12 protein-coding genes are annotated in these 14,586 nt (G+C 68.7%); 1 reads left to right on the forward strand and 11 read right to left on the reverse strand.

The window, feature by feature from the left end:
• Positions 1-134 precede the first annotated feature (134 nt).
• Positions 135-1,286: a tRNA 2-thiouridine(34) synthase MnmA gene (mnmA, locus tag LW840_RS15930; protein ID WP_291277353.1), complete on the reverse strand. Its 1,152-nt coding sequence runs from the start codon at positions 1,284-1,286 to the stop codon at positions 135-137.
• Positions 1,287-1,410: 124 nt separating this feature from the next.
• Positions 1,411-2,595, reverse strand: a complete 1,185-nt coding sequence (locus LW840_RS15935) for a cysteine desulfurase family protein (RefSeq protein ID WP_291267072.1) — start codon at positions 2,593-2,595, stop codon at positions 1,411-1,413.
• A gap of 399 nt (positions 2,596-2,994) precedes the next feature.
• Here LW840_RS15935 and LW840_RS15940 point away from each other — a divergent pair, with 399 nt between their 5' ends.
• Positions 2,995-4,083 (forward strand): hypothetical protein, encoded by a 1,089-nt coding sequence (locus LW840_RS15940; protein WP_291267073.1) that lies wholly within the window; start codon positions 2,995-2,997, stop codon positions 4,081-4,083.
• A gap of 101 nt (positions 4,084-4,184) precedes the next feature.
• Here the strand turns inward: LW840_RS15940 and LW840_RS15945 are convergent, their stop codons facing one another.
• The 9 genes from LW840_RS15945 to chlG all read right to left on the reverse strand — a co-directional run bounded on the left by LW840_RS15945 (position 4,185) and on the right by chlG (position 14,579).
• Positions 4,185-4,826: a cyclase family protein gene (locus LW840_RS15945; RefSeq protein WP_291277354.1), complete on the reverse strand. Its 642-nt coding sequence runs from the start codon at positions 4,824-4,826 to the stop codon at positions 4,185-4,187.
• 16 nt (positions 4,827-4,842) lie between these two features.
• Positions 4,843-5,562, reverse strand: a complete 720-nt coding sequence (gene bshB1 / locus LW840_RS15950) for a bacillithiol biosynthesis deacetylase BshB1 (protein ID WP_291269182.1) — start codon at positions 5,560-5,562, stop codon at positions 4,843-4,845.
• Positions 5,563-5,818: 256 nt separating this feature from the next.
• A complete protein-coding gene (hemG, locus tag LW840_RS15955; RefSeq protein WP_291277355.1) occupies positions 5,819-7,294 on the reverse strand; it encodes a protoporphyrinogen oxidase in 1,476 nt (491 codons plus the stop codon).
• Positions 7,295-7,297: 3 nt separating this feature from the next.
• Positions 7,298-8,296, reverse strand: a complete 999-nt coding sequence (hemF, locus tag LW840_RS15960) for an oxygen-dependent coproporphyrinogen oxidase (protein ID WP_291262546.1) — start codon at positions 8,294-8,296, stop codon at positions 7,298-7,300.
• Entirely contained in the window at positions 8,293-9,384 is a 1,092-nt protein-coding gene (gene hemE / locus LW840_RS15965) for a uroporphyrinogen decarboxylase (RefSeq protein ID WP_291267076.1), read from the reverse strand. The genes hemF and hemE overlap by 4 nt, the downstream gene beginning before the upstream one ends.
• Before the next feature lie 120 nt (positions 9,385-9,504).
• Positions 9,505-10,959 carry a glutamyl-tRNA reductase gene (hemA, locus tag LW840_RS15970; RefSeq protein WP_291267077.1) on the reverse strand — a complete coding sequence of 485 codons (1,455 nt, stop codon included), beginning with the start codon at positions 10,957-10,959 and terminating at the stop codon, positions 9,505-9,507.
• 25 nt (positions 10,960-10,984) lie between these two features.
• A complete protein-coding gene (locus tag LW840_RS15975) occupies positions 10,985-12,241 on the reverse strand; it encodes a geranylgeranyl diphosphate reductase (protein WP_291267078.1) in 1,257 nt (418 codons plus the stop codon).
• 20 nt (positions 12,242-12,261) lie between these two features.
• Positions 12,262-13,641: a BCD family MFS transporter gene (locus LW840_RS15980; RefSeq protein ID WP_291267079.1), complete on the reverse strand. Its 1,380-nt coding sequence runs from the start codon at positions 13,639-13,641 to the stop codon at positions 12,262-12,264.
• Entirely contained in the window at positions 13,641-14,579 is a 939-nt protein-coding gene (chlG, locus tag LW840_RS15985; protein WP_291277356.1) for a chlorophyll synthase ChlG, read from the reverse strand. Before chlG ends, LW840_RS15980 begins: the two co-directional genes overlap by 1 nt.
• Positions 14,580-14,586: the final 7 nt, after the last annotated feature.

Genomic DNA, 14,586 nt, shown 5'->3' on the forward strand with positions numbered 1-14,586 from the left:
GTTTGGTTCACACGGGTGGAAGCAGGAGGAAGGCCGTCAGGAGGAGGGAGGACGCGCCTTCTCCCCGCCCCCTGATCCCCTTCCTCCTGCTCCCTTCCTTGCAAGACAAAGGGCGCGCCACCGGCGCGCCCAAATCATCCCGCAAGCAGCGGTAACCGCCGGCTCGGCGCCGCGCGCATGCCGCGCTCGATCACCCCGCCGCCAAGCACGAGGTCGCCGTCGTAGATCACGAGCGACTGCCCCGGCGAAATGGCCTGAATGGGTTCGTCGAGCGCCAACTCCACGCTGCCGCGGTCGAGTCGCACGATGGTGGCCGGCGAAGGCGCAGCCCGGTTGCGCACCTGCACCTGCACGGTGCTTCCCTCGGCCGGCGCATCGTACAGCCAGTTGAGCTCGCGCGCCTCGAGACCGCGTCCCAGCAACGCCTCGCGCGGGCCGATCACCACCGCGCGCTCGGCGGGCACTATCTCCACCACGAACATGGGCGCGCCGAAGCCACCGGGCAGTCCCTTGCGCTGGCCGATCGTGAACTTCGCGAAGCCATCGTGTTCGCCCACCACCTCGCCACTGGCGAGGCGAATGGGACCACGCTGCAGCGCCGGCGCGTCGCTGCCGAGGTGCTCGCGGATCACCCGCACATGATCACCATCGGGCACGAAGCAGATGTCCTGACTTTCGATCTTCTCGGCGGTGCGCAGGCCGAAGCGACGCGCAATCTCCCGGGTCTCGGCTTTCGACTGACCGCCAATCGGCAGCACGAGCCGGTCGAGTACCCCACGGTCGATCCCCCACAGGAAATAGCTCTGGTCCTTCGACGGGTCCATGCCACGCCGCATCACGGCACCGTCACCCAGACGACCCATGCGCGCGTAGTGGCCGGTGGCCAGCCAGCGCGCATCGATGGCGTCGGCCTTGTCGAGCAGGTCACGGAACTTCGTGAACGTGTTGCAGCGCACGCACGGGATGGGGGTGTGTCCGCGTGCGTACTCCTGCACGAAGTCGTCGAGCACATCGTGCCCGAAGTGGTCGACGAGATTGGTGACGTAGTGCGGGATGCCCAGCGTCTCGCACACGCGTCGCGCGTCACTGGTGGCATCGAGCGAGCAGCACGGCCGGTCGGGCACGTCGGCCCCGTCGCCGTGCAGCTTCATCGTCACGCCCACCACGTCGCATCCGGCATCCACAAGCAACGCGGCGGCCACGCTCGAATCCACGCCGCCGCTCATGGCCACGAGGACGCGGTCGCCCTTCTGGGGCACGAGCGGGGGAGTCAGGGACGTGTTCATCGACTGTTGGAGGACGCGCCCACACGGAGCTCGCCGAGGATGGTGAGGGCACAGAGCGCCACACTGCTTGATCTTGAACTCCGTGTCCTCACCATACTCCGTGATCTCTGTGCGTACGCGTTTCTCAGAACTCCACCGTCTCGAACACCGGCGCATTCTTCACGCCGCGTGCCTTGTCGGCGAGCGTCGCCAGGACATCCACCGTACGCGTGACGCATTCCGGCGTGCTGAGACAGCCGAGTGACAACCGCAGCGCCGCGTTCGCGAGTTCGGGAGCGACACCCATGGCGCTCAGGACGTGGCTCGCCGACACGCTTCCGCTCTGGCAGGCGCTGCCGGCGCTGCAGGCGATGCCGCGCAGATCGAGCGCCATCAGGAGCGACTCGCTGTTGGCACCCGGAATGGACACGTTCACGACATGCGCCGCGCGCGGGGCATCGACGCCGTGAATCACCACGTCGGGGATGCGTTCGCGCAGCCCGGTCTCCAGCGCCGTGCGCAGCGCCAGCAGTCGTGCCTGCTCGGCGTCGTGTTCTGCCAGCACCAGCTCGGCCGCCGTGGCGAGGCCAATGGCGAACGCTACGTTCTCCGTGCCGGGGCGACGACCACGATCCTGCGAGCCGCCATGGAACATGGGCTCGAGCGGCGTGTCGCGCCGGATGAAGAGCGCCCCAATGCCCTTGGGGGCGCCAATCTTGTGCCCGCTCAGGGTGAGCAGGTCGAACGCCTGCGTCCGGGCGTCAATGGCCACCTTGCCGAACGCCTGGACCCCGTCCGTGTGGAACACGGCCCCCACCGACTTGGCCTGCGCGGCCAGCGCGGGAATGTCCTGAACGACCCCCACCTCGTTGTTCACCCACATCACGCTTGCCACCGCGACCCGCTCGTCGAGCAGGGTCGCGAAGTGCTCAGCATCCACCAGCCCACTCCCGTGCACTCGCACCAGGCGCTCCTCGCCTCCCTCGTGCACGACCTGATGCACCGCCGCCAGTACGGCCTTGTGCTCGATGGGCGTGGAAACGGCCGCCGTACGCCCCTGGGCCTTGAGGGTGCGATACACCCCCAGCACGGCGAAGTTGTCGCCCTCGGTGCCGCCCGAGGTGAAGCACACTTCGTCGGGGTTCGCACCGAGGCATGCGGCCATGCGCTCGCGGGCTTCATCCAGCGCCACCCGCGCCTCGCGCCCCCAGCGGTGCACACTGCTGGGGTTGCCGAAGCGGGGGCCGAAAAATGGCACCATGGCGGCCATGACCTCGTCGCGCACCGGCGTGGTGGCGGCGTGGTCGAGGTAAATGGGGGAGTGCGGCATTGTGGCAAATTAAGGGGGGCGGGAGGTGAGGACTATCGCTCACCTCCGGCGGCCGGCTGTCCGACGGCCGGAACGGCGGGTGGTCGGGTGGTCTGACGGTCGGTGGACCGAGGTCGGATGAATGCCCGAGTTCCGAGGCCGGAAGTCCTCCGAAATCGGAGGCCGGGGGCGTCGCCGTCGGGGAACCCACGGGGAAGCTGCTCGGTAGCATGACCTGAGCACGCGGCTCTCGGAATACCGCCCCGCCCCTGACGTAGTAGCCGGACTCGGACCTCCGAGGCCTTCGGAATTCGGATTTCGGGCATCCATCCGAACTCTTGTCATCCGGCCTCCGATTGTCCGACCTCCGAAGCGGCCCGCCACCTCTGCATCCAGTCCATCGGATTTCCGAAGGTCTCCGTGTTCTCCACCTGCATTCACTGCACCGGCGATCTGGGCCGCAACGAGGCCTTCGAGACCTTTCCCGTGGGCTCCAGGCTGGCCTACGACGGCCGGCAGGGGCGCCTCTGGGTGGTGTGCCGTGGGTGTGGCCGTTGGAACCTCTCGCCGCTCGAAGAACGCTGGGAGGCCATCGAGGCCATGGAGGCGCGCTTTCGCGATACCCGGCTGCGGGTGAGCACCGACCACGTGGGGCTGGCCCGCCTGCGGGAGGGCATCGACCTCATTCGCATCGGTGAGCCACAGCGGCCGGAAATGGCGGCGTGGCGCTATGGCGATCAGTTCGGGAAGCGTCGCCAGCGGCAGCTGCTGGTTACCGGGGCGGTGGTGGGGAGCGCCACGGCCATCATCGGCGGGGTCATCGCCCTGGGGGCCAGCGTGGGCAGCTTCGCCGGGATCTATGCCAATGGCCAGCTCTGGGACAGCCTCATTCACGGCCGGCAGAGCAAGTCCATTGGCCGCGTAGCGCTGCCCGACGGTCGTCTGGTGGAGTTGCAGCGTCGGCACGCCCGCATGAGCGCCTTCGTGCGCGAGAGCAGCCATTCACCGCTCCAGTTGCGCGTCGAGCATGCTGCGGGCTCGAGTATCGTCACGGGTGACGACGCCATGCGCATTGCCGCCCGCCTCATGCCCACGGTCAACCGCTTCGGCGGCTCGCCCAAACAGGTACAGGAGGCCGTTGAGTTGCTGGATGAGGCAGGCGATCCCTACGCGGTGCTGCTGCAGGTACAGCGGCGCAGCGGCTGGGTGCCCGGCCACGATGAGTGGGGCAAGGGCAGTTTCTGGGAAGGAAAGAACAACCGGAAGATGGTGCACAAGATCCCGGGGGCCCTGCACACGCTCGCGCCGCGCGACCGCCTCGCCATTGAAATGGCGTTGCACGAAGAGCAGGAACGCCGTGCCATGGAGGGGGAACTGCAGCTGCTCGAGCAGGCATGGCGCGAAGCGGAGGAGATTGCGAAGATCGCCGACGACATGTTCACGCCGGCTGCGGTCGAATCACGTCTCGAGACGCTGCGAGGGAAGAACGCGTCGGAGCCCACGGCGTAACGGAGACACGGAGACACGGAGACCTCATCAGCTTTTTCGGTAGTTCTCCGTGACTCCGTGACTCCGTGGCTCTGTGGCCTCCGACGAGCAGTTCTCCCCGCCTAGCCCCGCACCACACTCCGTAGCAGGGCCCGCACCGGCGCCGCATCGGCACCGTGCACCGCGAGCGGCGGCGCCAGCAGCTCGTACGCACCAACCGGCACGTCGCGCAGGTCGAGGTTCTCCAGCACGAAGGCGTTGCGCCCCAGCAGCGCGTGGTGCACATCGAGCGTCTTGCTCTCCCGCCGGTCCACGCTGGGCGCGTCCACGCCCCACAGTCGCAGCCCCTGATGGGCCAACCACTCGGCGGCATCGGGGGTCAGGCACGGCCAGTCGGCGGGAAACGCGCCGCTTGCCACCGTGCAGCCCGTGCGAAGCAGCACACGCAGCGGCACGATGCCGCCCAGCAGATCGATCACGTGCATGACCTCGAGATCCTGCGTGATCGGCCAGTCGGAGGGCAGCGTCACCACGCGAGCCGGTCCCACGAAGGCCTCCAGTTCGAGGGCCTCCGACCCCGGCCACGCCGAGTGCACGTGCAGCGGGGCATCGGCGTGCGTGCCCACATGAAAGCTCGTGGTAATGGCCGCGAGGTTCACGCTCTCGCCGGTCTCCCGCCGGCAGGTCCAGCCGCAATGAAAGGGCTGGTCACCCGGCCACTCGGGGGTGGCCTGGCTCAGGGGAATGGAGATATCGTGCAGCATGGGCGGCCGGGTCCGGTCAGAAGGTGGAGACGCCCAGTGACGTGACGTCGGACACGGCCATCGTTTCATCCGTGAAGAACGGCTCGCCGTACCGGGTGCGGATGAGTGAGCCGTAGTGGGCAGCGTGATGGCGCACGATGTCGTACAACGGCTCGCCATTCGGGTACACCTCACCGGCCTGCGTCAGCCCGTCGAATTGCGAGCCATACACCCTGATGGCCTCCAGCTTGCGCTCGAACTGCGCGCTGATGTCCACCACGAAGGTGGGCTTGGTGTAATCCTCGCGGTACGTGATCACGTGCAGCAGCTTGAACGGACGGAACGCGTCGTGATCACCGGGGGCATACTTGCGCAGCCCCGCCAGGAAGCAGGCGTCGCGTACCAGTTCGGTGGTCCGACGATGATCCGGATGCCGTCCGCGTGGCGCGGGGGCAATGACCACCCGCGGCCGCAGCCGCCGAATGACCTGAACCAGCGCGGCCCGCGTCTGCTCGTCGTTGGTGATGCCGGCGTCGGGCAGTCCGAGGTTCTCGCGCACGTGCACGCCCATGAGTTCCCGCGCCGACTCGGCTTCCTGCGCGCGCAACGCCGCCGACCCGCGCGTCCCCATTTCTCCCTGCGTGAGGTCGACTATGCCCACCCGCTTGCCGTCATCAACGGCCTTGATGAGGGTGCCACCGCAGGTGAGCTCCACGTCGTCGCGATGCGGTCCGATCGCCAGCAGGTCGAGTGTCATGCCGAAGCATGCGTGATGCGCTCACCACACGCCAGCGTCACGTCGGTCTGGCACCGCTGGTGAGCGGATCCACTACGCACATGCTTGTCCGCGCGACCCCGGCCGTTGCCGGAGGTGCCTCGCAGCCGTACGAGATGTCGCCACCGCCCCTCCGGCCTCGGACCGCCGAGGACTTCCGGCTTCCGACCTCGGACATGAACCCGGCCTCCGACCTCGGGTCATCGGAGAATCCGAACATCCGAATAGTGCCGCCCAGTTACCCCGCGCGCGCCAGATACGCCGCCACGCGCTCGGCGACCTGCTGTCCGCTGGCCACGCAGTCGCCCACCGATACGCCGTTGCGGTAGTTCCCCGACAGGTAGAGTCCCGGATTCTGCGCCTCCGTGGCGTCGGCCGCATCCTTCACGGCCTGATACCCCACCGTGTACTGCGGAATGGCGCGCGACCAGTACACGTGCTTGGCGAACACCGGCTCGCCCTGCACGCCGAGCAACTGCCGCAGGTCGAGCAGGACGCGCTCCACGAGCAGGTCCGTGTCTTCGCGCGCGCGCTCGGCTTGACGCGCGCCACCCACGAAGCAGGTGATGGTGACGCAATCGTCCGGGGCGCGCCCCGGGAACAGCGACGAGCTGAACAGCGCCCCCAGCAGTGTGCGTCGTTCAGTCGCTGGAATGAGCACGCCGAACCCGTCCAGCGGGTGCTGCACATCGGCCCGGAGAAACCCCAGTGTGAGTGTGCTCACGGGCGGGTACTCCACGCGCTCGATGGGCGCTGAGAAGCGGCGCATGGCGGCCGGCAGCTCCATGGCGGCCAGCACATGCGCGGGCGTCGCCATGACCACGGCGTCCACCAGCCGCGAGCGAGAGGCGCCGTCCTGGCCGGCATCCACCACCCAGCGCGCATCCTGGCGATGGACCAGCCGCACCGGGCATCCGAGGCGCAACGTGCCCGCAAGCGAGGCTTCGAGCGCGTCGGTGAGCGTCTGCATCCCATCGACGAAGCTGATGAGCCGTGCGCGGGCCGGCGGCGAGGACATGAGATGCCCCGTGTTGCCGTCGGTGGCGCGTTCGCTCGCGCCGGGCTGCTGCCGACGCTGCGCCATGAGCCCCTTGGAAAGCGAGCCGTACTGGCGTTCGAGCTCGGCCACCCGCGGGAAGGCGTGGGCCATGCTCAGCGTTTCCGGATCACCCGCGAAGATCCCCGAAATGAAGGGATCCACGGCGTAGTCAAGCACCTCCCGTCCAAGTCGGCGGCGGACAAAGCTCGCGATCGACTCGTCGCTGTCCTGCGTACGGGTCCGCACGAGTGGCTCGAGCAGCACCCGCAGCTTTGCCTTGAGCGAGAGCAGGGGCGTGCCCAGCATGGCGCCGGGCGTGAGCGGAAACGGCAGCAGCCGCCCATCGCGCACCACGTAGCGGCGATTGGCGCCGGGAACGGCCTCCACCACGTCATTCGTGAGGTCGAGCTGCTCGATGAGCGCCTCGACCGGACCGGAGGTGACGAACGAGTTGGGGCCATGCTCCGCCAGAAACCCATCCGCATGGGTGGTGCGAATGGCGCCACCGGCATGCCCGCTCGCTTCGTAGAGCGTGACATTGACACCGCGCCGGCGCAGTTCGTACGCCGCCACCAATCCGGTAATGCCCGCGCCGACGACGGCAACGGAGCGGCTCTCGCCCCCCTCGCCCTCAATCGGCGGCACGTGGCCGACCCAGTCTGCGAGCACCCGCATGGTTCACGCTCCAGCGACGTCCGTAACCCAGTCGCGTGGCTCGAGCATTGCCAGAAGCCGCGCTTCGAAGGAATCGGGGGAATAGCGGGGGGCGTACTGCCACATGGCCAGCGGCGGGAGACTCATGAGCACGCTCTCGACGCGTGCATTCGTTTGCAGGCCGAAGGTCGTACCCCGATCATGCACAAGGTTGAACTCCACGTAGCGGCCGCGCCGCACGAGCTGGAACTCCCGCTCCGCTTCGCTGAACGGTTCATTCCGGCGCCGATCGACGATGGGCTCATACGCCTGTCGCAGAACCCGGGCCACATCGGTCACGAACGCCTGCGTCGCGTCATGGTCGAGGCCATAGCCCTCGGTGTCGGCGCGCAGATGATCGAAGAAGATGCCGCCCACACCGCGCGCCTCGTTGTCGCGGTGCGTATTCACGAAGTACTCATCGCACCACCGCTTGAAGGCGGGATAGAGCGCGGGATGGTGCCGGGCGCACATGTCACGCAGCGCCATGTGGAAGGTGCGGGCGTCACTTGCGTGCGGATAGAACGGCGTGAGATCGGTGCCCCCACCGAACCAGCAGTCCGTGATCTGGCCGGCCTCGTCGGTGAGCTCGAAGTAGCGCACGTTGAGGTGCACCGTGGGCACCTTCGGGTTGCGTGGGTGCACCACGAGGCTCACGCCTGTCGCAAAGAAGTGCGTGCTGCCGGTTGCCGCGCCGCGGCCGCCCAGACGGGCCGCCGCCGCCGGCGGCAGCACCCCCATCACCGCCGAACGGTTGATGCCGGCCTTTTCGAACGTCACGCCGTCGGTCATGACGCGCGCGACGCCGCCCCCGCCGCCGGGACGCTCCCAGCGATCCTCGGTGAAGGTCCCGCCCCGATCGAGCCGGCCGAAGAATGACGTGAGCTCATCGTGCAGCCCCGCGATCCAGCGGGTGATGTCGCTGCGCCGATTGCCGCTGGCGGGCACGGTCGGCGCGTCCTCGAGCGGAGTCGCCACGGTCACGGGACCTCCGCGAGTTGGCGGAACGGCGCGCTCGCCTGATATGCCGCCACTCGTTCTTCAGTCCACTCCCATTCCTTCACGGCATTGATGAACGCCCGCGCGTGGTCGGGCTTCATGTCGGGGAGGATGCCGTGGCCGAGGTTGGCCACATGTCCCACAGGCCCGAAGCCGGCAATCATCTCGTGCGTGCGACGGCGGATTTCGGCGGGCGGAGCGTACAGCGCGCAGGGGTCGAGATTGCCCTGCAGCGCCACGTTGAACGGATCGGTCTGCCGACGCGCGTCCTGTGGCGCGGTGTGCCAGTCGACCCCAATGGCATCGGCCTGCGTCGCCGCGGCGATTTCGCTCAGTGCCCATCCGCCACCGGGGGCAAAGACGATGACGGGTACACCCGCTTCACGGGCCCGCAGCGCCGCCTTGGCCAGGTAGGGGAGGGAGAAGGTGCGGAACTCGTCGGGGCCCAGCGCGCCGGCCCACGATTCGAACAACTGCACCACCTGGGCCCCCGCCGCCACCTGCGCCACGAGAAAATCGCCCACCGCCGTGGCCAGACGATCGAGCAGCGCGTGCGCGAGGGCCGGCTGCTCGAAGAGCATCTTCTTGGCCACCGCGAACTGCTTGGTGCCCTTGCCTTCCACCATGTACGCCGCCAGGGTCCACGGCGCCCCGGCAAAACCAATGAGCGGCACGCGACCGTTGAGTGCGCGACGGGTCATCCGCAACGCCTCGAGCATGTAGCCGAGCTGATCTTCCGGATCGACTGCACGCAGGCGCTCCAGATCCTGCTGCGAACGAATCGGGGACGGGAACTGCGGCCCGACGCCCTCATCGAGCGTGAGGTGCATCCCCATGGCCTCGGGGATCACCAGGATGTCACTGAAGATGATCGCCGCGTCCACTCCCACGAGATCGATCGGCTGCAGCGTGACCTCCGTGGCCAGCTCGGGCGTGCGGCACATCGTGAGGAAGTCGCTCTTCGCGCGCACGGCGCGGTACTCGGCGAGATACCGTCCGGCCTGGCGCATCATCCACACCGGGGGGCGCTCGACGGATTCGCGGCGCAGCGCGCGCAACAACAGGTCGTTCATACAGAGGGGAGTAGCGGGCTCGGAAAGCCCGGGTGAACTCGGGCTGCCGGGAGCCGGGCAACTCGAATGCCAAAGGTATACGGCGGCGCGCGACCGTGCGGCCGGGCGCCACCCGCAGGGTCAGCCGAACTGGCGGGACGCGACCAGCGGCGCAGCTTCGTGGGCTGCCGCGACCGGCGATGGCACCGTGGCCGGGGAACCGGCCGGGACCACGCGCGGCCGTACCCGAGGCGCCGGAGCGGCGGGGGCTGGCGGCGTCGGGGCGGGAGCGGCCACGGCCCGGTGCGTGCCGCTGCGGCGCGTGTCCGTGGCCCCGGCGCCGCCGCTGGGCGCAAACATCTCGAGCAGCATCATCGCGTGCTGGTCGAGCGGCTCCCCGCGCTGCACGGCACGTCGGAGCGCCGCCATGGGGCCGGCAAGCAGCTTGGCCACAATGCGCGAGGCCGCCTTCTCGGCGACGCTGTCGTCCTTCGAGTGGAAGGCCACTTCGCGGCGGGCCACATCTTCCAGCGCGGCCCGCAGCGGCTGGATGGCGTCACGCGCGGGCATCGTGGCCAGCCATGCCATGAACGCGTCGGTCTCCCCGGCGCAGATCGTTTCCGCGTGCGGCACCGCATCCCGGCGCATCGTTTCGGCCGACAGCAGCGGCTGGTGCAGCGTATCGAGATCGATGAGCGTGATGCCGCTCTCGGACGTCACCGCCGGGTCGATGTTGCGCGGCACGCTGAGGTCCATCATGAGCAGGGCATAGCCGGTGGCCGCGCACGCCTCGCGGGCGCGGTGCAGCGCTGCCGCCTCGATTACCGGTACCTCGCTGCCGGTCGCCACGATCACCACGTCGGCCATCGCCGCTTCCACATGCAGCGCGTCCCAGGTGGAGGCGCGGCCGCCTACCATGCCGGCCAGGCTCGCCGCATTCTCGTAGGTACGATTCACCACCACGATGTCGCGGGCGCCCAGTTTGTGCAGCTGCTTGGCAGCGCGCGCTCCGGTCTTGCCGGCACCGATCACCACACAGCGTGCGTTTTCGAGATTGCCGAAACGCTGCGAGGCGGTAATGGCCGCCTCGGCGCCCACGGAATTGCGCCCCGCCGTGAGCGACGTTTCCGTCTGCACCCGCTTGCCGGCGCGGAGCGCCGTTTCGAACAGGCGATGCAGCACCGGGCCTGCCGCCTGGCCACGCGAGGCACGCTTGTACGCCGCCTTGAGCTGGCCCAGGATCTGCCCGTCGCCGAGGACCTGCGACTCGAGACCGGAGGCGATGCGAATGACATGCTCGGCAGCGTCACGTCCCTCGCGGCGCGTGGCCGTGGTGAGCAGCTGGTCGCCCTCGGTGCGCGTGCGCATCCAGCGGCGCGCCAGCACCTGCACGGAGCGCTCGATCACCTGCGGCTCGTCGCTGTCGACCCACGCGTACAGCTCGGTGCGATTGCACGTGGAGATGAGCGCGGATTCGGTGATCACTTCGGTGCGCGCCGTGCGGTACAACTGCGTGAGGCGCTCCTCGGAGAGATGGAAGCGCTCACGCGTGGCCACATCGGCGTGGCGGAAGTCGATGGCGATCGAGATCAGCATCGGGGAGGGGATGCGGAGACGGTGATCAGGCGGGCGCGAGCCCGGCCAAATGCGCCAGGTTCTTGAAGAAGATCCGCACGTGCGACATGGGCTTCGCCCGCACGAGCTGTTTACGCATGTAGCCATCGAACGTCAGCTGCTGGACGTCCCGGTCCCGGCAGATCGCCACGAAGCGCTCACGCCGGTTGTCGGTGGTGTACCAGAAGCTCTGCATCACGTCGAGCACGAAGAACACCGGGCCATGCAACCGCATGAAGCGGCGGCGCGCCTGCTTCAACGCCGACGCCTTGCCGGTCTGCAACGCCTCTTCCACGGCGTCCGCGGCAAGCCGGCCGCCGGTCATCGCGTAGAAGATGCCTTCTCCGCTGGCGGGCGCCACCACCCCGGCGGCATCGCCGGCGACCACCACGTCCCGGCCGTTGTCCCAGCGAGGGAGCGGCTTGATGGGGATGGGGGCGCCTTCCCGGCGGATGGTCTCCAGCCGGTCCATGCCGGTGTCCGCCCGCAGGCGCGCCACCGCTTCCTTGAGGCCGAAGCCCTTCTGCAGGGTGCCAGTGCCAATGGAGGTGGTGGCGCCATGCGGAAACACCCAGGCGTAGAAATCGGGGGACAGCGGCGCGTTGTAGTAGACATCCACACGATCGTGGCCGAACACCTCGCTGTCGGTGACCGGCGACTTCACGATCTCATGGTACGCGAACACATGCTTGGCCTTGTGCGCCCCGGGGATGCATTGCCGGGCGATCGGGGAGAGCGCCCCGTCGGCACCGATCACGTAGCGCGCGCGCACCGTGCGCACGGCGCCGTGGCGCGACCGCCCCTCGGTATACGAAAGCGTCGCGATGCCGCTGGCGTCGCGGGAGAACTGCGTGAATGCGCCCGTACGGCGCACGGCTCCCGCAATGGCCGCCCGCTGGCGCAGCCACTCATCGAACACATCGCGGTCGACCATGCCCACGAAGCCGTCACCCACCGGGATATCCACCTTCTTGGCCGTCGGTGAGATGACCCGCGCGGTGTTTACCCGCGCCACCAGCAACGACTGCGGAATGGAGAAATCACGGAGCAGCTGGGGTGGCACGGCCCCGCCGCACGGTTTGGTGCGCCACGCCCGATCCAGCAGCAGCACCTTGCGGCCGGCGCAGGCAAGCTCGTGCGCGGCCGTGGCACCGGCCGGACCGCCTCCCACCACGACCACATCGAACAGTTCCCCGTCCTCGTACGGGACCCCCCGCTCGAGCTGGGTCAGATCATCCTGCTGGTCGCCGCTCTGTGCACGCATGAGACTGGCCTCCGTGTGGCTCATTGGATTACCGCCGACAGCATTTCGCCGCGTTGCTGGAACACCTCGTTGGCGCGCTCGCTCGACGCGCTGCGCAAGGCCAGCCACGCCGACGCCGCAAAAAAGAACGCCTGCACCCCGAAGACCGCCAGATACCCACGGACCGGGGAGTCGAAGACGGCGCGGGCCAGATCGACGCCGGCCGCGCCGGACATGGTGCCCACCGCGTAGGCGAGCGCCTGCGCCGCGCCGAACACCCCGAGGCGCAACCCCGCGCGGCCGTCGGACTTGTCGCCCGTGAGCGCCATCATGGAGCCGATCGCGCCAATGGCGAACACCCCGTTGGCGATGCCGAGCAGCACCACGACCAGCGTGAATACCGGGACGCTGAACAGGCCGGGCGACGCCACCAGCGCCAGATACGTGACCGCCGAGGCCGCGCATCCGGCCGCCGCCCAGTGCCGCAGCTGCCCGGTGCGCGAGGCCAGGAGCGCGGCGAGAATCATTCCCGCCAGCACCCCGCCGTGGTGGGCTCCCGACAGCTTCGTGCTCTCCCCCGGCGTCATGCCGAACGCGACGCCGGCAAAGGGCTCGAGAATGAGATCCTGCGCGCTGTAGGCGAACATCGCCAGGAAGATGAACCCCGAAAACAGTCGGGCCGCCGGCTCCTGCCACACGGTGCGCACGGTGTGGCGGAACGACGCGTGCCCGCGCGCCGCTGCCCCGGCGGGCATGACCGGGCGCAGCCCCTTCTCCACGCCCAGCGTGGCCAGCCACGACACCAGCAGCCCCACCCCGCCGATGCCGCCGGCAATGGCGATGAGGCGCGTGAACGAGAAGGGATCGAGCAGGGAGCCCGAGGTGGCCGCCGTGATGATGATGCCGACGATCATCAGAATCCACGTGATGGCCGCCGCGCCGGCGCGTTGCGAGGGACGCGCCCGTTCGCTCATGAGCGCCAGCAAGGGGGTGCCCGACGCGCTGACCCCCGCACCCAACAGCATGCTGGCGAGTGAGGCCAGCACCACGCCCAGCACCGGATGTTCGGCCATGACCGGCACGCTGGCGGCCACGCCAACGCCACCGACGGCACACACCGCCATGCCACCCAGAATCCACGGTGTCCGGCGCCCGTGCCCGTCGCTGTCATGACCGAGACGGGGACGCAGGTACAGCTGCACCGCGAAGTGCAGCGCCACCAGCAGCCCCGGAATGAGCGCCGGCAGCCCGAGTTCGACCACGATCACGCGATTGATGGTGGTGGTGAGCAGTACCACCACGGCGCCGATCGCCGCCTGCACGAAACCGAGGCGCGTCAGATGCCACCAGCTCATGCCCGATTCCGCCGCCGACGCGGCGACCGGCATGGCGGCCGATGACGGCGCCACGGCGGTGCCCATCAGCGGAGCCCCTCACCGAACGCGGTGATCATGGGGAGCGTGCGCACGGCAAAGGCCGACACCATCATGCCGCTCACGTAGAACGGCACGCCGAAGGCGCTGAGGTAGAGCGCCCGATCCACCGGCTTCTGCACGAACCACCACATGAGCCCCGCCTGAATGACGGCGAGCACACCGATGGCGATGGCGAAGCCGGGGCGCCCCCACGTAACCAGCAGTCCGATCACGACGCCCTGCGCCAGCAGCATGACGAGCGAGGCGACCCACCCGGCCCCCGTCGGGCCCAGCAGCACGGGGAGCGAGTTCACCCCCATCTGCCGATCGCCCTCGATGGCCTTGAAGTCATTGAGCGTCATGATGCCGTGCGCCCCGATGCTGTACAGCACGGCCAGCAGCAGCAGCGGGGTGGGCGGCAGCACATTGCCCAGCATGATGCCCGCGCCGGTGATCCACGCGAGCCCTTCGTAGGTGAAGCCAACGGCGGTGTTCCCGAGCCAGCCGTTGCGCTTGAAGCGCAAGGGCGGGGCACTGTAAGCCCAGGAAAAGGCCAGCGCCACGGCCACGGCGCCCAGCCCGAACCGGCCCAGGGGGAGTGCCCACACGACGCAGAGGGCACTCCAGAGGATTGCAATGGCCAGTCCCCACTGCCCAGGAATACGCCCGGAGGGAATGGGGCGGTTGGGCTCGTTGATGGCGTCGACGTGACGGTCGAACCAGTCATTCACCGCCTGGCTCGAGGCACAGACCATCGGTCCCGTCAACCCGATGCCCAACGCCAGCGTCCACAGGCGCTCCGCAGAGAGCGGCACGCCCGCGGAGATCGCTCCGCAGGTGAACGCCCACATCGGGGGAAACCAGGTGACTGGCTTGAGCAACGTCAGGACCGCTTTCGGATCCAGTCGTGCCGGGACCGTACGTTCTGAGTAGCTGACGCCCATAGGTGTC

It is taken from the genome of Gemmatimonas sp., from assembly GCF_021298855.1.
In the GTDB taxonomy this organism is placed as follows: Bacteria; Gemmatimonadota; Gemmatimonadetes; order Gemmatimonadales; family Gemmatimonadaceae; genus Gemmatimonas.